25 protein-coding genes are annotated in these 20,873 nt (G+C 72.9%); 12 read left to right on the top strand and 13 right to left on the bottom strand.

The genetic code is table 11. From position 1 onward, the window contains the following. Positions 1 to 307 precede the first annotated feature (307 nt). Entirely contained in the window at positions 308 to 628 is a 321-nt protein-coding gene (locus tag EUA93_RS18815; protein ID WP_129401887.1) for a hypothetical protein, read from the bottom strand. Between the two features lie 253 nt (positions 629 to 881). Between EUA93_RS18815 and EUA93_RS18810 the strand changes: the two genes are divergently transcribed. Further along, positions 882 to 1,133: a WhiB family transcriptional regulator gene (locus EUA93_RS18810; RefSeq protein ID WP_090969765.1), complete on the top strand. Its 252-nt coding sequence runs from the start codon at positions 882 to 884 to the stop codon at positions 1,131 to 1,133. On the opposite strand, the gene EUA93_RS18805 is transcribed toward EUA93_RS18810, so the two are convergent. Further along, complete coding sequence (locus tag EUA93_RS18805; protein WP_129401886.1) at positions 1,130 to 2,599, bottom strand: sensor histidine kinase; 1,470 nt, start codon at positions 2,597 to 2,599, stop codon at positions 1,130 to 1,132. The genes EUA93_RS18810 and EUA93_RS18805 overlap by 4 nt on opposite strands. 58 nt (positions 2,600 to 2,657) lie before the next feature. On the opposite strand from EUA93_RS18805, the gene EUA93_RS18800 reads away from it, so the two are divergent. From EUA93_RS18800 to EUA93_RS18790, 3 genes are read left to right on the top strand one after another with little or no spacing between them, the layout of a single operon-like run. Continuing rightward, entirely contained in the window at positions 2,658 to 3,512 is an 855-nt protein-coding gene (locus EUA93_RS18800) for a DUF2785 domain-containing protein (RefSeq protein ID WP_129401885.1), read from the top strand. A 9-nt stretch (positions 3,513 to 3,521) separates the two neighbouring features. Then, positions 3,522 to 5,156, top strand: a complete 1,635-nt coding sequence (locus EUA93_RS18795; RefSeq protein WP_129401884.1) for an acetolactate synthase — start codon at positions 3,522 to 3,524, stop codon at positions 5,154 to 5,156. A gap of 4 nt (positions 5,157 to 5,160) precedes the next feature. Continuing rightward, positions 5,161 to 5,640, top strand: a complete 480-nt coding sequence (locus tag EUA93_RS18790; RefSeq protein ID WP_129401883.1) for a GNAT family N-acetyltransferase — start codon at positions 5,161 to 5,163, stop codon at positions 5,638 to 5,640. 1 nt (position 5,641) lies between these two features. Here the strand turns inward: EUA93_RS18790 and EUA93_RS18785 are convergent, their stop codons facing one another. Together EUA93_RS18785 and EUA93_RS18780 are read right to left on the bottom strand one after the other, a co-directional pair. Beyond that, positions 5,642 to 7,111 carry a hypothetical protein gene (locus EUA93_RS18785; RefSeq protein WP_129401882.1) on the bottom strand — a complete coding sequence of 490 codons (1,470 nt, stop codon included), beginning with the start codon at positions 7,109 to 7,111 and terminating at the stop codon, positions 5,642 to 5,644. Then, positions 7,108 to 7,674 carry an RNA polymerase sigma factor gene (locus EUA93_RS18780; protein ID WP_129401881.1) on the bottom strand — a complete coding sequence of 189 codons (567 nt, stop codon included), beginning with the start codon at positions 7,672 to 7,674 and terminating at the stop codon, positions 7,108 to 7,110. Before EUA93_RS18780 ends, EUA93_RS18785 begins: the two co-directional genes overlap by 4 nt. A 68-nt stretch (positions 7,675 to 7,742) precedes the next feature. Here EUA93_RS18780 and EUA93_RS18775 point away from each other — a divergent pair, with 68 nt between their 5' ends. Beyond that, a complete protein-coding gene (locus tag EUA93_RS18775) occupies positions 7,743 to 8,117 on the top strand; it encodes a thioesterase family protein (protein ID WP_129401880.1) in 375 nt (124 codons plus the stop codon). A gap of 59 nt (positions 8,118 to 8,176) precedes the next feature. On the opposite strand, the gene EUA93_RS22350 is transcribed toward EUA93_RS18775, so the two are convergent. The 6 genes from EUA93_RS22350 to EUA93_RS21670 form a co-directional block, all read right to left on the bottom strand. Further along, positions 8,177 to 8,251: a 50S ribosomal protein bL37 gene (locus EUA93_RS22350; RefSeq protein ID WP_369759046.1), complete on the bottom strand. Its 75-nt coding sequence runs from the start codon at positions 8,249 to 8,251 to the stop codon at positions 8,177 to 8,179. An 86-nt stretch (positions 8,252 to 8,337) separates the two neighbouring features. Then, a complete protein-coding gene (gene rsrA, locus EUA93_RS18770) occupies positions 8,338 to 8,610 on the bottom strand; it encodes a mycothiol system anti-sigma-R factor (protein ID WP_129401879.1) in 273 nt (90 codons plus the stop codon). Beyond that, on the bottom strand, positions 8,607 to 9,260 hold the full coding sequence (locus tag EUA93_RS18765) for a sigma-70 family RNA polymerase sigma factor (RefSeq protein WP_129401878.1): 654 nt from the start codon (positions 9,258 to 9,260) through the stop codon (positions 8,607 to 8,609). Before EUA93_RS18765 ends, rsrA begins: the two co-directional genes overlap by 4 nt. 96 nt (positions 9,261 to 9,356) lie before the next feature. Next, entirely contained in the window at positions 9,357 to 10,025 is a 669-nt protein-coding gene (locus tag EUA93_RS18760; protein WP_129401877.1) for an alpha/beta hydrolase family protein, read from the bottom strand. Positions 10,026 to 10,029: 4 nt separating this feature from the next. Next, positions 10,030 to 10,767 (bottom strand): SOS response-associated peptidase, encoded by a 738-nt coding sequence (locus EUA93_RS18755; RefSeq protein ID WP_129401876.1) that lies wholly within the window; start codon positions 10,765 to 10,767, stop codon positions 10,030 to 10,032. A gap of 23 nt (positions 10,768 to 10,790) precedes the next feature. Then, positions 10,791 to 11,387 (bottom strand): hypothetical protein, encoded by a 597-nt coding sequence (locus tag EUA93_RS21670; RefSeq protein ID WP_165355229.1) that lies wholly within the window; start codon positions 11,385 to 11,387, stop codon positions 10,791 to 10,793. A 343-nt stretch (positions 11,388 to 11,730) separates the two neighbouring features. Between EUA93_RS21670 and EUA93_RS18745 the strand changes: the two genes are divergently transcribed. Genes EUA93_RS18745 through rsgA form a run of 4 tightly spaced genes read left to right on the top strand, consistent with a single transcriptional unit; the run spans position 11,731 to position 16,523 of the window. After that, positions 11,731 to 13,599, top strand: a complete 1,869-nt coding sequence (locus EUA93_RS18745) for a sigma-70 family RNA polymerase sigma factor (RefSeq protein ID WP_129401875.1) — start codon at positions 11,731 to 11,733, stop codon at positions 13,597 to 13,599. A gap of 55 nt (positions 13,600 to 13,654) precedes the next feature. Beyond that, positions 13,655 to 14,185 (top strand): DoxX family membrane protein, encoded by a 531-nt coding sequence (locus EUA93_RS18740; RefSeq protein ID WP_129401874.1) that lies wholly within the window; start codon positions 13,655 to 13,657, stop codon positions 14,183 to 14,185. Between the two features lie 29 nt (positions 14,186 to 14,214). Continuing rightward, entirely contained in the window at positions 14,215 to 15,522 is a 1,308-nt protein-coding gene (gene aroA / locus EUA93_RS18735) for a 3-phosphoshikimate 1-carboxyvinyltransferase (RefSeq protein WP_129402054.1), read from the top strand. Further along, complete coding sequence (gene rsgA, locus EUA93_RS18730) at positions 15,519 to 16,523, top strand: ribosome small subunit-dependent GTPase A (protein WP_129401873.1); 1,005 nt, start codon at positions 15,519 to 15,521, stop codon at positions 16,521 to 16,523. The genes aroA and rsgA overlap by 4 nt, the downstream gene beginning before the upstream one ends. Before the next feature lie 7 nt (positions 16,524 to 16,530). Here rsgA and EUA93_RS18725 read toward each other — a convergent pair whose 3' ends face one another. After that, positions 16,531 to 16,992 carry a DUF2231 domain-containing protein gene (locus EUA93_RS18725; protein ID WP_129401872.1) on the bottom strand — a complete coding sequence of 154 codons (462 nt, stop codon included), beginning with the start codon at positions 16,990 to 16,992 and terminating at the stop codon, positions 16,531 to 16,533. Between the two features lie 41 nt (positions 16,993 to 17,033). Between EUA93_RS18725 and EUA93_RS18720 the strand changes: the two genes are divergently transcribed. The 3 genes from EUA93_RS18720 to EUA93_RS18710 all read left to right on the top strand — a co-directional run bounded on the left by EUA93_RS18720 (position 17,034) and on the right by EUA93_RS18710 (position 18,818). Beyond that, entirely contained in the window at positions 17,034 to 17,906 is an 873-nt protein-coding gene (locus EUA93_RS18720) for an inositol monophosphatase family protein (RefSeq protein ID WP_129401871.1), read from the top strand. An 87-nt stretch (positions 17,907 to 17,993) separates the two neighbouring features. Continuing rightward, positions 17,994 to 18,425, top strand: coding sequence for a CBS domain-containing protein (locus EUA93_RS18715; protein WP_129401870.1), 432 nt, complete (start codon positions 17,994 to 17,996; stop codon positions 18,423 to 18,425). A 51-nt stretch (positions 18,426 to 18,476) separates the two neighbouring features. Beyond that, a complete protein-coding gene (locus tag EUA93_RS18710) occupies positions 18,477 to 18,818 on the top strand; it encodes an FKBP-type peptidyl-prolyl cis-trans isomerase (RefSeq protein ID WP_090972757.1) in 342 nt (113 codons plus the stop codon). A 34-nt stretch (positions 18,819 to 18,852) separates the two neighbouring features. On the opposite strand, the gene EUA93_RS18705 is transcribed toward EUA93_RS18710, so the two are convergent. Both EUA93_RS18705 and EUA93_RS18700 read right to left on the bottom strand, forming a co-directional pair. After that, positions 18,853 to 19,566, bottom strand: coding sequence for a response regulator transcription factor (locus EUA93_RS18705; RefSeq protein ID WP_242497516.1), 714 nt, complete (start codon positions 19,564 to 19,566; stop codon positions 18,853 to 18,855). After that, positions 19,563 to 20,762 (bottom strand): sensor histidine kinase, encoded by a 1,200-nt coding sequence (locus EUA93_RS18700; protein WP_129401867.1) that lies wholly within the window; start codon positions 20,760 to 20,762, stop codon positions 19,563 to 19,565. Before EUA93_RS18700 ends, EUA93_RS18705 begins: the two co-directional genes overlap by 4 nt. Positions 20,763 to 20,873 lie beyond the last annotated feature (111 nt).

Here is a 20,873-nt window from a genome sequence, read left to right as displayed (position 1 = left end):
ACGTCACCCAGCGGGTCGCGTCGGCCATCGAGTCGTACATCGAGCGGGCGACGTGGTTGTCCTCGGCCGTGATCCAGCGGACCACCGACCGGCCGTGCGCGGTGGTGGGCCAGTCCGACGAGCACGCCGTCGACCTCGGCGACCAGTCCCTGCACCTCGACCCCGTCGTCGTGCAGCCAGCCCCACACCCGGTCGACCACGTCGTCGTCGGCCGGGAGCTCGTAGAACTCCCGGTAGCCCGCGAACAGCCGACGCCACTCCCGCTCGTCGCCGGGCCGGACCGGGCGCACGTGCGCGAGGCCGGCCATCAGCCCACCTCCTCGGCCGCCTCGAGCGCGCGGGTGCTGGCCGGGTGGACGAGACCGACGACGACCGCGATCGCCACCACCGCGAGCACGGCCGAGGCGAGCCGGGTCGGACCGGCCCAGAGGTTCCACGCGAGCCCGAGCTGGATCAGCTGGACCATCACGACCGGACCTCGCGCCCAGCGGCGTACGCCCCACAACGCCCAGGCACACCAGGCCAGCGCGGCAGCGGCGCCGAGGAAGAAGATGCTCGTGGTCACCCCCATCGTCAGGCGGATCGAGCGCAGGTGCGCGAGCTCCAGCACGCCGAGGCCCAGGAGCACCAGGGCCTCCAGCGCCGTCAGTGCGGCGGCCAGGAGGAGTGGGGGCGGGGTTGTATGGTGTGCGGCTGGGGGATCAACCGAAGGCGTAACGGGCACTGTCCCAGAGTAGTTGTGACCGACACGACCATTGTTTGGGGTTGTGTGAACGTTCAAGTCTTGCCAGTCTGGTCGCTGCGCTTCTGTGCGCCCGGGCTGAGCTGATTGTCCGAAACAGCACCCGCCTGTGAACTGAGAAAGAGGGATCCCCCACCCCATGGATTGGCGCAGTCGCTCGGCATGCCTCGACGAGGACCCTGAGCTGTTCTTCCCAATCGGCAACACCGGACCCGCGATCCTCCAGATCGAAGAGGCCAAGCAGGTGTGCCGACGATGCGACGTGCGCGAGCAGTGTCTCGCCTGGGCTCTGGAGGCCGGGCAGGACCACGGTGTGTGGGGCGGCCTCAGCGAGGACGAGCGTCGCGCACTGAAGCGCCGCAACGCCCGGGCCCGCATCCGCACCGCCTAGTCGATCGGCAGGTCCGCCTGCACCCGGGCGCCCCGGGTCCCGGGACCGATCTCGAGCACGCCCGCCAGCTCGGACTCGACGAGCGTGCGCACGATCGACAGGCCCAGCTGGGTCGACCCGTCGAGGTCGAAGTCGTCGGGCAGTCCGCGGCCGTCGTCCTCGACGACGACGTGGAGCCGCCCGACGATCCGGCGTGCGGTCACCACGACCCGTCCGGTCGTGCCGTCGGGCACGCCCGCGTAGCCGTGCTCGATCGCGTTCTGCAGCACCTCGGTGAGCACCATCGCGAGCGGGGTGGCCGCCTCGGACGGCAGCTTGCCGAAGGACCCCTCGCGGACGACGCGCACCGGCACCTCGACGCCGCTGACGTCGACGACCATCGCGCCGAGCCGGTCGGCGATGTCGTCGAAGTCGACCGTCTCCTCGACGGCGTGGCTGAGCGTCTCGTGCACGATCGCGATCGAGCCGACGCGTCGTACGGCCTCCTCGAGCGCGGCCTTGGCGTCCTCGGCGTCCGTACGCCGTGCCTGCAGGCGCAGCAGCGCCGCCACGGTCTGGAGGTTGTTCTTCACCCGGTGGTGGATCTCGCGGATGGTGACGTCCTTGGTGACGAGCTCGCGGTCGCGGCGCCGGAGCTCGGTGACGTCGCGGACCAGGAGGAGCGCACCGCTGCGGTCGCCCTGCGGCCGGAGGGGGATGCTGCGCACTATCAGGGTCACCTCGTCGGTGCCGACCTCCGTCGCCCGGCCGTCACGGCCGCCCAGCACCGCGCTCAGGGTCTCCTCGTCCGGCCGCTTCCGGACCGGCACCAGGTCACGGGTGAGCTCGGTGAGCACGAGGCCGGCGAGGTCGCCCTGCAGGCCGAGGCGCCGGTAGGCCGACAGGCCGTTGGGGCTCGCGTAGACGACGCGCCCGGCCGCGTCGAGTCGCACGAAGCCGTCGCCCACGCGGGGTGAGTCGGCGTGGTCGCTGCGCTGGTCCGAGAGCGGGAAGTAGCCGGCCGCGATCATCTGGGTGAGCTCGGCGGCGGTCTGGAGGTAGCTGAGCTCGAGCCGGCTGGGAGTGCGGACGCCGAGCAGGTTGGTGTTGCGCGCGATCATCGCGATCACCCGGCCCGCGCGGCGCACGGGGATCACCTCCACCCGCACCGGCACGTCGTCGCGCCACTCGGGATCGCCCTCCCGCACCAGCCGGCCGGTGGCGAACGCCTCGTCGAGCATCCGGCGCCGCCCGGCCGGGATGAACGTGCCGAGCACGTCGTCGACGAGCGCCGTGGGACCGGTCGTCGGGCGCATCTGGCCGCCGGCCCAGTAGCCCTTCCCCTCGCGGTCGGGCAGCCACAGCACGAGGTCGGCGAAGGAGAGGTCGGCGAGGATCTGCCAGTCGGCCATGAGCAGCTGGAGCCACGAGACGTCGTCCTCGACGAGGTCGGTGTGGGCTCTCACGAGCTCGTGGAGGGAGGGCACCCGGTCAGCCTAGGGCTCGACTGGGTCGGTGTCGGGGTCGGCTGGCAGGATGGCCGACATGACGCTCGGGTACTGGAACCAGGTGCAGGCAGCCGGGTTCGAGGTCCCGTCGGACAGGCCGCTGGACGACCTGACCGCCGAGCTCACCACGATGCTCGGGTCGACCCGGCCGGAGGTCCGCGACGGCACGGCCTACCCGGCGCTGGCGACCTGGATCGAGCGCGGCGTCTACGACGACCTGCTGGCCGGGCTGGGCGACGGGATGGTCGCGGGGCTGGCGGTCGGGCTCGGCGAGAGCGGCACCGACACGGTCTTCCGGCGCAGCTTCAGCGCCCTCATCCTCGCCGAGTGCCTCGAGCGCAACAACTTCCACCACCTGCTGTCCGGCGCCAAGGTCCTCGACTGGGGTGACCGGATCGCGGTGTGGTTCCTCAGCGAGGTCGACGCCCGTGGCTTCGTCCCCAACAAGGGCTGGGCCCACGCGATCGCCCACGGCGCCGACACGATCGGTGCCCTCGCCGGCTCACCGCACCTCGCCGGGGCCGAGCACGCGGTGCTCCTCGACGTCCTCGCCGAGCGCGCCGTCCAGCAGCCGCCCGACCAGCCCCTCGTCTCCGGCGAGGCCGACCGCATCGCCGCCGCGGCGATGCGGATCCTGCGCCGCAACACGCTCGGCACCGAGGTCCTCGAGCCGTGGGTGCACCGCATCGGCGCGGCCGCGAACGCCTACGGTCCCGGCGCCGCCGGTGACCCCTTCGCGCCCACGTCCGGCGCCCAGGGACTCCTGCGGGCGCTGTTCGTGCACCTCTCGCTCGCGCCCGAGCCGCCGACCGTGCGCCCCGACCTGCTCCTGGTCGTGATCGACGCGCTGCGCGCCACCAACGCTCCCTACTTGCAAGTAGGCACGCGCTAGCCTGCGGGCATGAGCGAGACTGAGATCACAGGCCACAGCGGCGAGCTGGCCGTCAGCGTCGCCCGCGCCCACGGCGTGGAGACCATGTTCACCCTCTCGGGCGCCCACGTGTTCCCGATGTACGACGGCGCGGTCAAGGCCGACCCGCAGATGCGGCTCCTCGACGTGCGCCACGAGCAGACCGCCGCGTTCGCCGCCGAGGCGACCGGCAAGCTCACCCGCGTGCCGGGCCTCGCGGTGCTCACCGCGGGCCCCGGCGTCACGAACGGCATCAGCGCGATCGCGCAGGCCCAGTTCGCCGGATCGCCGATGGTCGTCGTCGGCGGTCGGGCACCCCAGGGCCGCTGGGGCACCGGCTCGCTCCAGGAGCTCGACCAGCCGCCGATCATCGCTCCGGTCGCCAAGTCGGCGAAGACGCTGATGACCGCCGCCGACGTCGCCGGCGGGATGGACGAGGCGTTCACCCTCGCCCGCTCCAGCCACCGCGGTCCGGTCTTCGTCGACGTGCCGATGGACGAGTTCTTCAACTCCTCGACCGGCGCGGCCGCGTCCGGGACGGGCACCCGGGTCGAGCCCGACCCCGCCGCGATCGAGGGCGTCGCCCGCCTCCTCGCCGAGGCGCAGCGACCGGTGCTGATCCTCGGCACCGACGTCTGGGCCGACCACGCCGAGGAGGCGGCCCTGCGGTTCGTCGAGGACCTCGGCGTCCCGACGCTGACCAACGGCATGGGGCGCGGCGTCATCCCGGGCGGCCACCGCTCGCTCGTCACCAAGGCCCGCAAGGCCGCACTCTCCGGCGCCGACCTCGTCGTGGTGGTCGGCACGCCGCTGGACTTCCGCCTCGGCTACGGCGTCTTCGGGGACGCCCGGGTGGTCCACGTCGCCGACTCCCCCGGCCAGGTCTCCGGCCACGCCGAGCTCGCCGCGTCCGTCGGTGGCGACCTGACGACCGTCCTCGACGGCCTCCAGGCCGCGATCGAGCGCGGGAGCAAGCCCGACTGGCGGGCATGGTCCGACGAGCTCGCCGACCAGGTCAGGGCGGCCGTCGAGCGCGACGCCGCCCTGCTCACCGCCGAGGCCGACCCGATCCACCCCGCCCGCATCTACGGCGAGCTCGTGCCGCGGCTGGCCGACGACTCGGTGGTCATCGGCGACGGCGGCGACTTCGTGTCCTTCGCCGGGAAGTACGTCGAGCCGAAGCGCCCCGGCGGCTGGCTCGACCCGGGCCCCTACGGCTGCCTCGGTGCCGGCCTCGGCGCGGCGATCGCCGCCCGCATCGCCCGCCCGAGCGCGCAGGTCACCCTGCTGCTCGGCGACGGCGCCGCGGGCTTCTCGCTGATGGACGTCGACACCCTCGTGCGCCACGACCTCCCGGTCGTGATGGTGATGGGCAACAACTCCGCGTGGGGCCTGGAGAAGGGCCCGATGCAGATGCTCTACGGCTACGACGTGGTCGCCGACCTCGCCCAGCGCACGCCGTACGACGACGTGGTCAAGGCGCTCGGCGGCGCCGGCGAGACCGTGACCGACCCGAAGCAGATCGGCCCGGCGCTCGACCGCGCGTACGCCGCCGGCGTGCCCTACCTGGTCAACGTGATCACCGACGTCAACGAGGCCTACCCACGCAACACCTTCGGGATCTGAGCCGGTGGAGCTGCGCCGCATCCGACCGGAGGAGCACGCCGCGGCCGGGGAGGTGTGCGTCGCGGCCTACGAGCCCTTCCTCGGCGGGGCCGAGGACGACTACCGCGACCGGCTCCGCGACGTGGCGACCCGCGACGCCGAGGCGGAGGTGTGGGTGGCTGTCGAGGGCGACCGGCTCCTCGGCCTGGTGACGTCCTGCGTGCCCGGCTCGCCGTGGCGCGAGATCGGGCGCGACGACGAGGGCGAGTTCCGGATGCTCGCCGTCGACCCGGCAGCGCAGGGGGCCGGAGCCGGTACGGCGCTGGCGCGGCTGTGCGAGGAGCGTGCCCGCGAGCACGGGGCCGTCGGGATGGCGCTGTCCTCGCTGGCCGAGATGACCAGCGCCCACCGGGTCTATGCGCGGCTCGGCTACGAGCGCGACCCCGATCGCGACTGGTCGCCGATGCCCGGAGTCGACCTGCTGGCCTTCCGCAAGTCGTTCTGACTCAGCAGGCCCGACCCGTCGCCGGGTCCTGGACGTCGTCGAAGCAGATCTCGCCCCACGGCAGCGCGGCCATCTCCTGGTCTCCGACCCGCGTCCAGCGCCAGGCCTCCCACGCCCCGTCCTCGGCCTCCACGACCGTGACCAGCAGCCCGCCCCCGGTCAGCCAGGACCGGTAGGCGCGCCCGTCGGCGGAGGTGCCGGTGCCGAGGGTGACGTCCCCGACCGGGTCGAGCGCCATCAGCCCCGCTCGGTCGGGAGCCTGCACGACCACCTGCATCGCGTCGGGGTCGGACGCCGAGGTGACGAGGAGCGACGCGCCCTGGTCCGACCCCAGGTCGGTCGGGCTGGTCGTGTGGATGCGCGGGTCGGGCACGTCGACGGCGAAGACGTCGCCGTCCGCGCCGGGGCCGTCCACGACGAGCGTGGGCGGGTCGCCGTCCTCGAGCCGGGCGCTGTAGCCCAGGCCGCCGTCCTCGAGGGCCACCTGCTCCCCCACGCCGATCGTGTCGGTCGACTCGGAGGTGACGTACGGCAGGTCCGCCCGGGTGTCGGACGTGCACGGCATCGCCTGACCCTCGGGCTCGCGGTACACGCAGGTGGGCTCGCCCGGTCGGAGCACGCCGTCGTCGTCGAGCGACCACTCGTACCGGTCCGAGACGACCGTCTCGGGCACGAGGGCCTGCATCGTGGACAGCGACCGGGCGTACGTGTCGACCGAGCGGGTCGACACGAGGGTGCCGTCCTCGATGTAGAACGACTGGGTGTGCACCAGGTCGTAGTACGGCGTCTCCGACCCCGGCACCGCGACGTACCCACCGACGAGCAGCGAGCCGTCGCCCTCCGGCACCACTTGCACCAGCAGCCCGTCGCGCAGGTCCAGGACGGCCGGGGCGAAGGAGGTGACCGGACCCTCCAGGGTGTTCGCGAAGACCACCAGCTCCTGGTCGCCGTCGCCGTCGGCGTCGATCGCCCCCTGGATGCCCACGACGCCCGTGGTGCCGAGCTCCACGACTCCGTAGGCCTGATCACCCGTGCTGCTCAGCGTCGCCTGGAGGCGGATCCGGCCGTCGTCGTCCGAGGTCGGCTCGGTCAGGAGCTCCACGCGCTCGCGGGTGCCGTCGCCGTCCAGGTCGACCCGGGCGGGCTCGGTGCTGTCGTCGAGCGTCCAGTCGCGCCCGACGTCCGCCGGCAGCTCGGGTGTCTGCTCGAGCGTCCGCGGGTCGGGTTGCGGAGCGATCTCGTCGGACCTCGGCCCACCGGTGACGCCCTGGAAGACCGCACCGAGGACGAGCAGCACGACCGCGGCGGTCGCGAGCAACGCCCACGGCGACTGCCAGCGGGGCCGGAGCGGCACCACCGGCGCGATCGGCGCGAGGTCCTCGGGTCGTACGAGCTCGGCCCGGGCTCCCAGCGCGGCCCGCAGCCGCGCCTCCATCTCCGCCGTCCCCGGCGTCTCCTGCGTGGTGCTCATCGCTCCTCCTTCCCCGAGGTCGCGGCCGAGGCGGCCTTCGTCATGCTCTTCTCCAGTGCCACCAGCGCGCGGCTGGCGGTCGACTTCACGGTGCCCTGGCTGATGCCGAGCGTCCGGGCGATCTCGGCCTCGGACAGGTTCGACCAGTAGCGCAGCACCAGCACCTCACGCTGCCGCGGGGCCAGGGTGTGGAGCGCCGCGATCACCTCGCGGTGCTCCTCCGCCAGCACGGCAGCGTCCTCGGGCCCGGGTGGGGCGACGTCGTCGGGTGGTGAGTACGCCCGCGCCGTCCGCCGTCGCCGCAGCGCGGACCGCGCGGTGTTGACCACCGAGACCCGGAGGTAGGCCAGCGCCTTCGACGGGTCCTGGACCGCGTCGGGCCTGCGCGCCAGGGCGGCGAAGGCGTCCTGCACGACGTCCTCGGCCGAGGCGAAGTCGTCGACGAGCAGCACCGCCAGCCGGACCAGCTGCAGCCGGTGGGCGGCGTACAGGTCGGTGATGTCGACCGTTGGCTCCATGCCGGTCCCGACCCCCGTCCTCGTCGTCGTGGTCCGCGTGCTCATGTCTGGTAGACGTGTCGGTGTCCGACAGGTTGCCCCACTCCCGCAGATTTCCCCCGAGAGGCCCGCCCATGCCGCAGACCGAGCCCGCCACGCTGACCTTCGTCGTCGGCGACGACGACACCGCGGCAGCCGTCGGCAGCGGCTCGCTGCCGGTGCTCGGCACGCCCCGCCTCCTCGCCTGGCTCGAGGCCGCGACCTGCGCCAGCCTCGAGCCGGTGCTGACCGAGGGGTCGACCAGCGTCGGCACCCGCGTCCAGGTCGAGCACCTCGCCGCCAGCCCGGTCGGCGCCGAGGTGGAGGTGTCGGCCTCGAGCGCCTACGAGGACGGCCGGCTCCACCGCTTCACGGTGAGTGCCCGCGACACGACCTCCGGCAAGGTGCTCGCCGCGGGCGAGATCACCCGCGTGGTCGTCGACGCGGAGCGCTTCATGAGCAGGCTGTAGACGTGCAAAAGTCCCCGCCACTGGCGGGGACTTCGGCGGCGTGATGCGTCAGAGACGGATCAGGCGTTGGGGCGCTTGCCGTGGTTCGCGCCCTTCTTCTTGCGCGCGCGGCGCTTGCGTCCGGTCTTGCCCATGGTGGTCCTCCTGGATTCGGTGCTCGGAGCAGTGTCTCAAATGACCCCGGGCGGGGCTAATCGGGTCCGCGGACGGTGCGGACGGGTCAGGACCCGCCCTCGGTGATCTGGACGCGGACCTCGCGCAGCTGAAGGCGTACGCGGTCGCGCAGCGACTCCGGTGCCGCCTCCGAGCAGGACCGCTGGACGAGCTGCTTCACGGCCTTCTGGAGGTCGTGGCGCTCGAGGCAGGGCCCGCACTCGCGCAGGTGCATCTCGACGACGGCGCAGTCGGCCTGGTCGAGCTCGTTGTCGATGAAGTAGACGATCCGCTCGATGTAGTCGACGCAGTCGTCGCGGCCGTGCTCGTGCGTGCTCACGACGCGCTCCCCTCACCAGTGCCCGGCAGTGCGGAGGCGGGCAGGAGGTCGTTGGTCCGCACGTAGTCGGCGAGCATGTCGCGCAGCTGGCGGCGGCCCCGGTGCAGCCGCGACATCACGGTGCCGATCGGCGTGTCCATGATCTCGGCGATCTCCTTGTAGGGGAATCCCTCGACGTCGGCGAGGTAGACCGCGAGGCGGAACTCCTCGGGCAGGCGCTGGAGCGCGTCCTTGACCTCGGAGTCGGGCAGGTGCTCGAGCGCCTCCATCTCCGCCGAGCGGAGCCCGGTCGAGGAGTGCGACTCCGCGCGGGCGAGCTGCCAATCCTCGACGTCCTCGGACATCGACTGCTGCGGCTGGCGCTGCTTCTTGCGGTAGGAGTTGATGTAGGTGTTCGTCAGGATCCGGTAGAGCCAGGCCTTGAGGTTGGTGCCGGGCTTGAACTGGTGGAAGGCGCTGTAGGCCTTCGCGAACGTCTCCTGGACGAGGTCCTCGGCGTCGGCGGGGTTGCGGGTCATCCGCATCGCCGCGCCGTAGAGCTGGTCGAGGAACGGAAGGGCATCGCGCTCGAAGCGCGCGGAACGATCGTCGGTGGACTCGTCCGCGACGTCGATCTCGACCTCGATGGGGTCGTTGAGGGATTCAGTCATCGCCTCCCACGATACCGCTGTGGGTGCAGGCGATTCACCGCGCTGCGCCGCGCGGGGGCGTTCGAGGGTCAGTGTCTGCACACTGGCCCCAACACCTCACCTCCCCGAGGGATTCCCGACGACTTCACGCACCAGCCACTCGAGGGTCGACTCGACGACGATCCCCATGGCCTCGGCCTGGCTGACCTCGCCCCGCGCGGGCACCTTGAGACCGTGGTCGCCGCCCGGCACGACGGTGAGGTCGACGTGGTCGAGGTCGCCCGGGAACTCCTCGGGACGACCCATCGGGTCGCGCTCGCCCTGCACGACCAGGGTGGGAAGGCCGACCGCGCGGAGCTCGGGCAGCCGGGTCGCCTCGGTCCTCCCGGGCTGGTGCAGCGGGAAGGACAGGGCGAGGCAGCCGGTGGCACCGAGGGCACGGGCGGTGCGCGCCGCCGAGCGGGCGCCGGCCGAGCGGCCGCCGACGACCAGCGGCGTGCGCACGCGCATCACGTCGGCGGCACGCGTGAGCCCGGCGTCGAGGCTCGCCGGTGGTGTCGCCACCTTGCGACCGGCGACCCGCCAGGGCTGCTCGAACAGCACGACCGACACGCCCTGCGCGGGCAGGGCGTCGGCGAGCGCCCACAGGTCGCGCGCGTCCACGCCGCCGCCGGCGCCGTGGCTCAGCAGCAGCGTCGCGATCGGGCTGGTCGCGCGACGCGTGTGGAGCCTGCCCTCGCCGTGCGGGGTGTCGACCGTCCGGATCGTCGCCTTCTTCACGGGCATGCCTTCATGTGGTGGCCTCCAGCGGCTCGACGAGCTCGGGTCCGTTGTTGCGCACGTTGCTGACGAGCGTGGGGACGGCGTACGCCTCGAGCCGGCCGGGAGCCGCGGGCACCAGCAGTCCGGTGTCGCCGGGCGTGGTCGGGTCGAGCCACTCGTGCCAGCGCTCGCGCTCGACCATGAGCGGCATCCGGTCGTGGATGTGGCCGAGGTCGTCCTCGGCCTCCGTGGTGAGCACCGTGCACGTCCAGCGGAAGCGGTCCGGGTCGTCCTCGGCCCTGCTCGGGTCGCGCCAGATCTCGTAGAGGCCGGCCATCGCGAGGATGCCACCGTCCTTGGGCCGGATGAAGAAGGGCTGCTTGACGGGCTTGCCCTTGGCGTTGGTCTGCGCGGTCGGGTACCACTCGAAGTAGCCGTCGGCCGGCAGGAGCGCACGCCGGGTGGCGAACGCCTTGCGGAAGGACGGCTTCTCCGCGACGGTCTCCATCCGGGCGTTGATCATCCGGTTGCCGATCGCGGGGTCCTTCGCCCACGACGGCACCAGGCCCCAGGTGAGGACCCGGAGCTGGCGCCGGGGTGGCTCGGTCGACTCCCGCGACGGCGGTCGCTCGACGACGGCGTACACCTCCTTGGTCGGCGCGACGTTGTAGTCGGCCGCCAGCGGCGCGGCGATGCGGCTCTCGACCACCTCGAACTCCTCGATGAGGTCATCGGGCTGCCGCGAGGAGGCGTATCTGCCGCACATGCGTCCACCCTAGGGGAGGGTCCTCAGCCGCGGGCGAGGTCGTCGAGCAGCATCCCTGCACCGACGTCGGTGGTCGGCAGCCCCTCGATCCAGATCCGGACCGGGGACTCCTCGCCACCGGGATCGCGCAGCCGGTCGAGGAGCGTCCGCAGCACCTGGACCCGTCGGCCGAGGTGCTCGTCGCGACGCGTCAGGATGCCGACGCGATGGATGCCGAGGCGGGCCACGGTCTCGTCGCGCGCGAACGCCGTACGGCTCAGCTCACCCGCACGCGCGAGCCGCATCGCCCGGGTGAAGTGGTCCCCCGTGTCCTCCGACGCCTCGCCCGGCGCCAGCGCGAAGACGACGAGCGCGTGCGACGCGACCCCGCCCGGGCCGGTGAGCCGGTAGACCTCGGAGAGCCTGCTGCGCAGGTGCGCCTGGCTGGAGAGCCCGGTGAGCGGATCCTCGCAGGACAGCTGGTTGAGGTAACCGAGGGTGGCCTCGCTCCATGCGGTCATGAGCGCGGACACGACGTCGTACGACGGATCGGTGCCGGCGGCCTGCTGCCAGGTCTGGCGCAGGCCGTCGAGCGCCTCCTGGACCGAGGCACCGTCGAGGGCCAGGTCGTGCCCGGCCACCTCGCAGGCAGCAAGGACGTCTGATCCTGAGACGAGCGCCTCCCCCACGGGCTCGAACCGGTGCGGCAACCCCGACCGCACGACAGCTGACCCGAACGCGCTCGTCCCAGGATCGACGGCCGGAGGCCGACGCCCACGTGTGGCGAACTTCCTCACGGCACCCCCCTCCTGTTTCCCACTGCTCGGTGATGGGACGGCCCAGGTCCGCGACCATGACGCGGACCAGACCACCCTTTTTGGAAATCGCGTCTTCGGCACGCGCCGACACGCTCAGCGGGCTACAGTCGCAAGGAACCACCAGGACTCGCACCACGGCGGTGCCACGGGGAAAGCGTCCAGCCGCATGAGCAGTGCCACCAGTCTCGAAGCACCGGCCGACGCCGAGCTGATCTCGGCGGTCCGCGGCGGTGACGTCGACGCCTACGGCACGCTCTTCGAGCGCCACGCGGACGCCGCCCGGCGCCTGGCCCGCCAGCTCGTGCCGCCGTCCGACGCCGAGGACCTCGTCTCCGAGGCCTTCGTCAAGGTGCTCGGCGTGCTGCAGCGCGGCGGCGGCCCCGACGTGGCCTTCCGCGCCTACCTGCTGACGTCGGTGCGCCGGTTGCAGGTCGACCGGTTCCGCGCCGGCTCGAAGCTGCACACGACCGACGACATGGAGGCCTTCGACCCGGGCATCCCGTTCAAGGACACGGCCGTCGAGGGCTTCGAGAACGCTGCCGCGGCCCGCGCCTTCGCCTCGCTCCCCGAGCGCTGGCAGCTCGTGCTCTGGCACACCGAGGTCGAGGGCGACAAGCCCGTCGACATCGCTCCCCTGCTCGGGATGAGCCCGAACTCCGTCTCCGCCCTGGCCTACCGGGCGCGCGAGGGCCTGCGCCAGGCGTTCCTCATCGAGCACGCAGCCGAGATCGAGGGCGACCGCTGCCGCTGGACGCACTCCCAGCTCGGCGCGTTCGTCCGCGACGCGACCTCCCGCCGCGACGCCGCGAAGGTCCAGGCCCACCTCGACGACTGCCGCTCCTGCACGGCCATCTATCTCGAGCTCACCGAGGTCAACTCCAACCTCGGCGGCCTGCTCGCCCCGCTCCTGCTGGGCGCGATCGGCTCCGCCTACCTCGGTACGGCGCTCGCCGCCGGCTCCGTGCCGCTCGGCCTCGGCAGCATCGGCGCCGTCGTGGGCCGCGTCCGCGACGTCATCGTGGGCAACAGTGCCGTCGCGGCCGTGGCCGGAGTGGCCGCGAGCGTCGTGGTGGTCGGAGGTGCCGTGGCCGTCGGCCTGCACCACCCTCCCCGCACCACGGCCGAGCCACCGCCGGGCAACCCGGGCCTCAGCGTGTCGGCACCCGCCTCCAGCCAGGACGACGACGGCCTCGGCGCGACGTTCCAGCGCGACGCCCCGGACAGCCTCGAGCCCGTCACCGACGAGCAGCTCCCCGTGCTGCCGCCCGCCTCGACGACCACGGACACCCCGGGGACCACCGCCCCGACGGAGACACCGACCGGGACGCCGACGGACGACCCGACGGACGACCCGACGGACGACCCGACCTCGGACCCGACCGACGAGCCCTCCTCGACGCCCTCCTCGAGCCCGACGGGGACACCGACAGGAACGCCGACGTCGAGCCCGACCTCCAGCCCGACCGGGACTCCGACGGGGACGCCGACCGGAACTCCTACCGGGACGCCGACGGGGACGCCGACGTCCAGCCCGACCGGGACGCCCACGGCGAGTCCCACCGAGGAGCCGACCCCGACGACGGACCCGACCCCGACCACCGACCCGACGCCCGACCCGACCGGGACCCCTGATCCGACCGGGACCCCTGATCCGACCGGGACCCCCGACCCGACCGGGACCCCCGACCCGACCGGGACTCCCGACCCGACGCCGACGCCGACCCCGGTCGACACCTCGATCACCGGCAGCGTGACCGGCGGGCCGTTCTACCGGGTCACGCTGCGTCCGTCCGGCCTTGCCCCCGGGACCACGGCCACCGTGCAGGTCACGGTGAGCCGCCTGTTCGTCGGCCTCGACGTGGACCGACGCTGCGTCAACGCGCCCGCGGGTCTGGTGTGCACCGTGACGGCCACCAACGCGGCACCGCTCACGATGACCCTGCTGACGCTCCCCGGCCCCATCAGCGCCACCGTCACCGCCGGCACCGACGACCCCGACCTCGCCAACAACACCTGGCGCGGCCGACTCGCCTGATCTCGCACCCCTGCGGACGGAGCGGGGGTGACGCCCATCGTGTAGGAATGACGGCATGACGATCACCCGGTTGCTCGCCCGTCCCATGCTGGCCTCGATCTTCGTCGCCGGCGGCATCAACGCCATCCGCAACACCGAGGGCCATGCCGCCAAGGCGAAGAAGGTGACCGACCGCGTCGTCCCGGCCGCGCAGAAAGCCGCCCCCACCCTCCCGATCCCGACGGATCCCGCCACCCTCGTGCGGATCAACGCTGGTGCCCAGATCCTCGCCGCCGCCGCCCTCGCGACCGGCCGCGCCCCGCGGCTCAGCGCCGGCGTGCTCGCCGCGTCGCTGGTGCCCACCACGCTCGCCGGACACTCCTTCTGGGACGAGACCGACCCCCAGACGAGGGCCACCCAGCGCCTGCAGTTCTTCAAGAACACCTCCGTCCTCGGCGGCCTGCTCCTCGCCGCCGTCGACACCGAGGGCCGGCCCGGGCTGGCCTGGCGTGCGCGGCGTGCCGCGGCCGACGTACGGCGTGAGGCCAAGCAGGTCGCCAAGGACGCCCGCCGCGAGGCGAAGCTGGCCAGGGCCCAGCTCACCTGAAGCCTCGCTAGGCTGCGCGGGTGAGTGACCTGCCTGCCGACCCAGTCGCCGATCCCTGGCCCGCACCCCGTCCCCCGGGACCGGTCGACCGCGTGGTGTCGCTGCCGGGCAGCAAGTCGCTGACCAACCGTGCGCTGGTGCTCGCCGCGATCGCGGACGGTCCCAGCGTCGTACGCCGTCCCCTGCGCTCGCGCGACACGCTGCTCATGGCTGCCGCGCTGCGGTCGCTCGGCACCTCGATCGAGGACACCGACGGTGGCGACGGGTCCGGCGACTGGGCCGTCACCCCCGGCGCGTGGGACCGCGACGCCGCGGTCGACTGCGGTCTCGCGGGCACGGTGATGCGCTTCGTCCCACCGGTCGTCGGGCTGGCGCGCGGCACGGTCGGCTTCGACGGCGACCCCCACATGCGCCAGCGGCCCGTCGGCCAGATGCTCGCCGCCCTCGGCGCACTCGGGATGACGATCGACGACGGCGGCCGCGGGGCGCTCCCCTTCGCCGTCCACGGCGCCGGTGCGGTGCCCGGTGGCACCGTCACCATCGACGCCAGCGCCTCGTCGCAGTTCGTCTCCGCCCTGCTGCTCGCGGGCGCCCGCTACGACCACGGGGTCGACGTGCGCCACGTCGGCAAGCCCGTGCCCTCGCTCCCCCACATCGAGATGACCGTCCAGATGCTGCGCCAGCGCGGCGTGGCCGTCGACGACCACGACGCCAACCGCTGGGCGGTCGCGCCCGGACCGGTGAAGGCGATCGACGACGACATCGAGCCAGACCTGTCCAACGCCGCTCCGTTCCTGGCGCTCGGCGCCGCGACCGGCGGGCGGGTCACCGTCACCGGCTGGCCGGCCCTGACCACCCAGCCGGGCGACGAGCTGCGCGAGATCCTCACGCTGATGGGCTGCGAGGTGACGCTGACCGGTGGCGACCTCACGGTCGTCGGTCCGGAGAAGCTGCACGGCGTCGACCTCGACCTCCACGACGTCGGGGAGCTCACCCCGGCCGTCGCCGCGCTGTGCGCGCTGGCCGACTCGCCCTCGCACCTGCGCGGGGTCGCACACATCCGCGGCCACGAGACCGACCGGATCACCGCTCTCGCCACCGAGCTCGGCCGCCTCGGCGCCGACGTCACCGAGCGGGAGGACGGCCTGTCCGTGCGCCCCGCGACGCTCCACGGCGGGACCTTCCGCACGTACGCCGACCACCGCATGGCCCACGCCGGCGTCATCCTCGGCCTGGCGGTCGACGACGTCCTCGTGGAGGACATCGCGACCACGTCGAAGACCTTCCCGGACTTCGCGACGGCCTGGAGCAACGCGGTGCACGGGACGACCCGGTGACGGGTCGCTACTCCGAGCACGACCAGGAGCACTACGAGCGCCCGCGCCGCCGCACCCGACCCCGCACCAAGGACCGGCCGACCTACGACGACGCCGTCGACGGCCGCGTCGTCACCGTCGACCGCGGCCGCTTCACCCTGACCGTCGACGGGCACCGCGTGATGGCGATGAAGTCCCGCCCCCTGGGGCGCAAGGGCGTCGTCGTCGGCGACCACGTGCGCGTGGTCGGCGACACGAGCGGCGTCGACGGCTCGCTGGCCAGGATCGTCGAGGTGGTCGAGCGCAGCACCACGCTGCGTCGTACGGCCGACGACGACGACCCCGTCGAGCGCGTCATCGTCTCCAACGCCGACCAGCTGGTCGTCGTGACCGCGCTGGCCGACCCCGAGCCCCGCCCGCGACTGATCGACCGCGCGCTCGTGGCGGCGTACGACGCCGGGATGGCGCCGCTGCTCTGCCTCACCAAGGCCGACCTGGCCGACCCCGAGACCCTGCTGTCCACCTACCGCTCGCTCGGCGTGCCGTGGGTCGTCACCCAGCTCAAGGGTGAGGGAGCCGGCGACCTCACCGAGCTGCGCGAGCGCCTGCACGGGCGCACCAGCGTGCTCGTCGGCCACAGCGGGGTCGGGAAGTCCACACTGGTCAACGCGCTCGTGCCCGACGCCCACCGCGAGGTCGGCATCGTCAACGCCGTCACCGGTCGTGGTCGCCACACCTCGACGAGCGCCTACCTCCTCGAGCTGCCGGACAGCGCGGGCTGGATCATCGACACGCCGGGCATCCGGTCGTTCGGCCTCGCGCACGTGCAGCCGGAGAACCTCATCGAGGCGTTCCCCGACCTCGAGGAGATGACCGAGGACTGTCCCCGTGGGTGCACGCACGGCGCCGGCGAGCCCGAGTGCGGGCTCGACGAGGCGGTCGAGGCCGGCGAGGCCGACCCGGACCGGGTGGAGTCGTTCCGGCGCCTGCTCGCCGCCCGTGAGGGCGCCAGCGACTGGTAGCGGTGCGTCAGCCCCAGACTGCCTTGGCGCCGGTGTCGCCGGCCATGAAGAGCGCGTATCCCAGGACGGCCGAGCCGACGACCAGGAGCGCCATCGCGGGGATCGCGAGCCTGGTCTCCCGGGCACCCCGGCCCGACGCCAGCGCGGACGCCCCGCCGAGCGCCCAGGCGCCGAACCCGGCGACGAGCACGAACGCCAGCGACACGTTGCGCAGCAGCTCACCGGCCTCCTCGTGGTCCTCCACCAGCGGCGCGAGCTCGGGACGAGAGGACAGCAGGTCCTCGCCCGCCACGACGGCGAGGAACGACGCCGCAGCCGTCACGACGGCGAGCACGACGAGCGGCCACCGCAGCAGCCAGCGCCACCTCGGCACGAACGCGAAGACCAGGCCCGTGAGGGCGGCGAGCGGGCCGAGGACGACGACCGCGTGGACGATGAGCGGGTGCAGCGGCACTCCGTTGAGCTCCATGCGTGCACAGTAGGGCGCGTTGCTGGGAATAGCCTGTGAACATGCCCATCCACGGCTCCAACGACTACACCGACGACCTGCGCCTCGCGCACGTCCTCGCCGACGACGCGGACTCGCTCACCCAGGCCCGGTTCAAGGCACTCGACCTGCACGTCATGAGCAAGCCCGACCTGACCCCGGTGACCGATGCCGACCAGGCCGTCGAGGAGGGCATCCGCCGCACCCTCTCGCGGGTCCGCTCGCGTGACGCCGTCATCGGCGAGGAGGAGGGCACGACCGGCCACAGCCAGCGCCGCTGGATCGTCGACCCGATCGACGGCACGAAGAACTTCGTCCGCGGCGTGCCGGTCTGGGCGACCCTGATCGCGCTCGCCGTCGACGACGAGGTGGTGCTCGGCGTGGTGTCCGCCCCGCAGCTGCAGCGGCGGTGGTGGGCCTCCTCGGGCAACGGCGCCTGGACCGGCCGCTCGCTGCTCAAGGCGACGAGGTGCGAGGTCTCCGACGTACGCCGCCTCGAGGACGCGTCGCTGAGCTACTCCTCCCTCTCCGGCTGGGACGAGCGCGACCGGCTCGACGACTTCATCTCCCTGCAGCGGCGCTGCTGGCGCACCCGCGCCTACGGCGACTTCTGGTCCTACATGCTGCTCGCCGAGGGCGCGGTCGACCTCGCAGCGGAGCCCGAGCTGGAGCTCTACGACATGGCCGCGCTCGACGTGATCGTGCGCGAGGCGGGCGGCAGGTTCACCTCGCTCGACGGCACCGACGGCCCGTGGGGCGGCAACGCGCTCGCCTCCAACGGACACCTCCACGACGCCGCGCTGTCGTTCCTGGGCGCGCTCGGCGACGACGACACCGACCCCGACGTGCCGCGGCGCGGACCCGGATCGGTGAGCAGCCTGCGCGACCGGCTGTGACCTGCGCCACGTCGTGCCCTGTCCCTCGACGTCGGTACTGGCTACGGTGACTGGTCAGTAGTCACGCCGGACGAGAGGTTGAGGACCATGAGGATCCAGGACGTCATCCAGGGCAAGGGCAGCCAGGCCGTGGTGACCATCGGCCCCGACGCCACCGTGCGCGAGCTCGTCGCGCTGCTGGCCGAGCACAACGTCGGAGCGCTGGTGGTGAGCGACGACGGCGATTCCGTCACCGGCATCGTCAGCGAGCGCGACGTCGTACGCCGCCTCCACGCCGACGCGACCGTCCTCGACGTCGCCGTGCGCGACATCATGACCGCCGAGGTGCGCACCTGCGGTGGCGGCGACGACCTCACCGACCTCATGCAGACGATGACCCAGCACCGCATCCGACACGTCCCGGTGGTGGCCGACGGACGGCTGACCGGCATCATCTCCATCGGTGACGTGGTCAAGAACCGCATCGGCGAGCTCGAGTTCGAGCGCGACCAGCTCGACAGCTACGTCCACCAGACCTGACAGCAACCAGAAGGAGCAATCGTGAGCGAGAAGCCCGACGTCGACCCGCACATGGGCGAGGCGCCCACCGACCTCGAGGTCACCGACCTCGTCGAGGGCGACGGCACCGAGGCCACCTCCGGCTCGACCGTCTCGGTCCACTACGTCGGCGTGGCCCACTCCACGGGCGAGGAGTTCGACGCGTCCTACAACCGTGGCACCCCGCTGCAGTTCCGCCTCGGCATCGGCCAGGTCATCTCCGGCTGGGACACCGGCGTGCAGGGAATGAAGGTCGGCGGTCGTCGTCGGCTCGTCATCCCGCCGCACCTCGGCTACGGCGACCGCGGCGCCGGCGGCGCGATCAAGCCCGGCGAGACGCTGATCTTCGTGGTGGACCTGCTCGAGGTCCGCTGACCAGCAGCACCTGACGTCGGGCGGCTCTCCAGCCTCAGCCCTGGGCGTCGTGGACCAGGATCGCGACCTGCACCCGGTTCTCGACGGCCAGCTTGGTGAAGAGCCGCCCGACGTGCGTCTTCACCGTGGGCACGCCCATGAAGAGCTCGGCCGCGATCTCGGCGTTGCTCAGCCCGCGCGCCACCCCGTCGGCGACGTCACGCTCCCGCTCGGTGAGGCCGGCGAGCGCCGTCTGGGCGGCACGGGCCCGGTCCTGCGCCTCACCGCCCGCCCCGGCGCTGTCGTCGCGGGTGACCGCGGCGATGAGCTGGGCGGTCACGCTCGGCGACAGCATCGGCTGGCCGGACGCCACGGTGCGGATCGCCTCCACGAGCCGCGCCGGCGGGGTGTCCTTGAGCAGGAAGCCCGCAGCGCCGGTCCGCAGCGCCTTCAGCACCATGTCGTCGGTGTCGAACGTGGTCAGCACGATGATCTTGAGGTCGGGGTGCGTCCGCAGCAGCTCCTCGGTGGCGCTGAGGCCGTCGCGCACGGGCATCCGGATGTCCATCAGGACCACGTCGGCACCCGAGCCCGGTACGACGCCGAGCGCCTCCTCGCCGTCGCCCGCCTCGGCCACGACGGTGATCCCCGACGCCCCGCCGAGCATCATGCCCAGCGCCGCGCGCACCATCGGGTCGTCGTCGACGACGGCCAGGCTGATCCTGTCCGGAGCCCGCTCCGCGGCCCCGGCCCCCTCTGCTGCAATCACGTCGCCCACGGTATCCATGCCCGCACCGAGTAGCCGCCGGTGGCGTCGACCCCGTGGCTGATCCGGCCGCCCGCGAGCGCGGCGCGCTCGGTCAGCCCCAGCAGCCCGAGGCCCGAGGCCGGTAGCGGAGTGCGGCGTACGGGGCCGACGGGTGCCGCGTTGCGCACGGCGACCACGAGCCCGTCCTCGGGCGTGCCGGCGAGGTCGACGGTGACGGTGGTCCCGGGCGCGTGCTTGCGCACGTTGGTCAGGGCCTCCTGCACGATGCGGTAGACCGTCCGCCCGGTGGAGGCGGGCATGTCGTCCTCGACGCGGTTGCTCAGGCGCACACGCATCCCGCCGGCGGCCTCCTCCTCGACCAGCGCGGCCAGGTCGTTGATCCCGGGCTGGGGCGGCTCGGGCGAGGAGCCGGTCGGCTGGGTGGGGTCGCGCAGCACCCCGAGCACGTCGCGGAGGTCGGAGAGCGCCCGCTGGGCGTTCTCCTCGATCGAGCGGGCGGCGGTCGCGCGGTCCTCCTCGGACAGGTCGGTGCGATAGCTGAGCGTGCTCGCATGCATGGCCACCAGGGAGATCCGGTGCGCCAGCACGTCGTGCATCTCACGCGCGATGCGGGTGCGCTCGGCGGCCTGCGCCTGCGCGACTCGGGCCTGCTGCTCACGCTCCGCGGTCTCCGCGCGGTCGCGGTAGGAGTCGACGAGCTGGCGTTGCGAGCCCATGGCGTAGCCGGTCGCCACGAGGACGCCCGCGACCAGCGCCCCGAAGAGGATCGTGGCCCACATCGGCAGCCCGGAGTCGTTGAGGCCGACCTTCTCCTGCACGAGGCCGGCCGCCAGGCTGAGCGGGACCACGACCGCGAGCAGCCGCCACCGCCGGTGCGAGGCGACCGAGCCCATGATCCAGGAGGCCGGTCCGGAGCTGACGATCGACACGGAGGAGAACATCGTCAGCACCAGGGCCACCGGGCCCGGCCGACGGTGTCGCCAGCGGATGAGCACGAAGGACACGAGCCCGAGTGCCGGGTCGCCGACCAGCAGCCACATCGTGGCCAGCCGGGACGGCCCCCAGTCCGCAGCGCCGACCACGACGATCACCCAGGTCAGCACGCTGATGAGCGCGGCGAGCGCGTAGCGCCACGTGGACGCCCACCGGCTCGGCCGGTCGGCCCGCAGGATCGGGTCGTCCTCGGTCGCGGGCATGGACCGAGGCTAGAGGTACCCAGGACGTCGTCGCGTCCGACCCAGGTGTCGGCCCGCGGCGCGGGCCGATACCGGAGTCGGATGCGGGCGAGCCCTGCGCCGGATGTCCGG

This window comes from Nocardioides oleivorans (assembly GCF_004137255.1).
GTDB lineage: Bacteria > Actinomycetota > Actinomycetes > Propionibacteriales > Nocardioidaceae > Nocardioides > Nocardioides oleivorans.
Note: the sequence above shows the minus strand (reverse complement) of the source record. Positions and strands in the feature narration are given on the sequence as shown.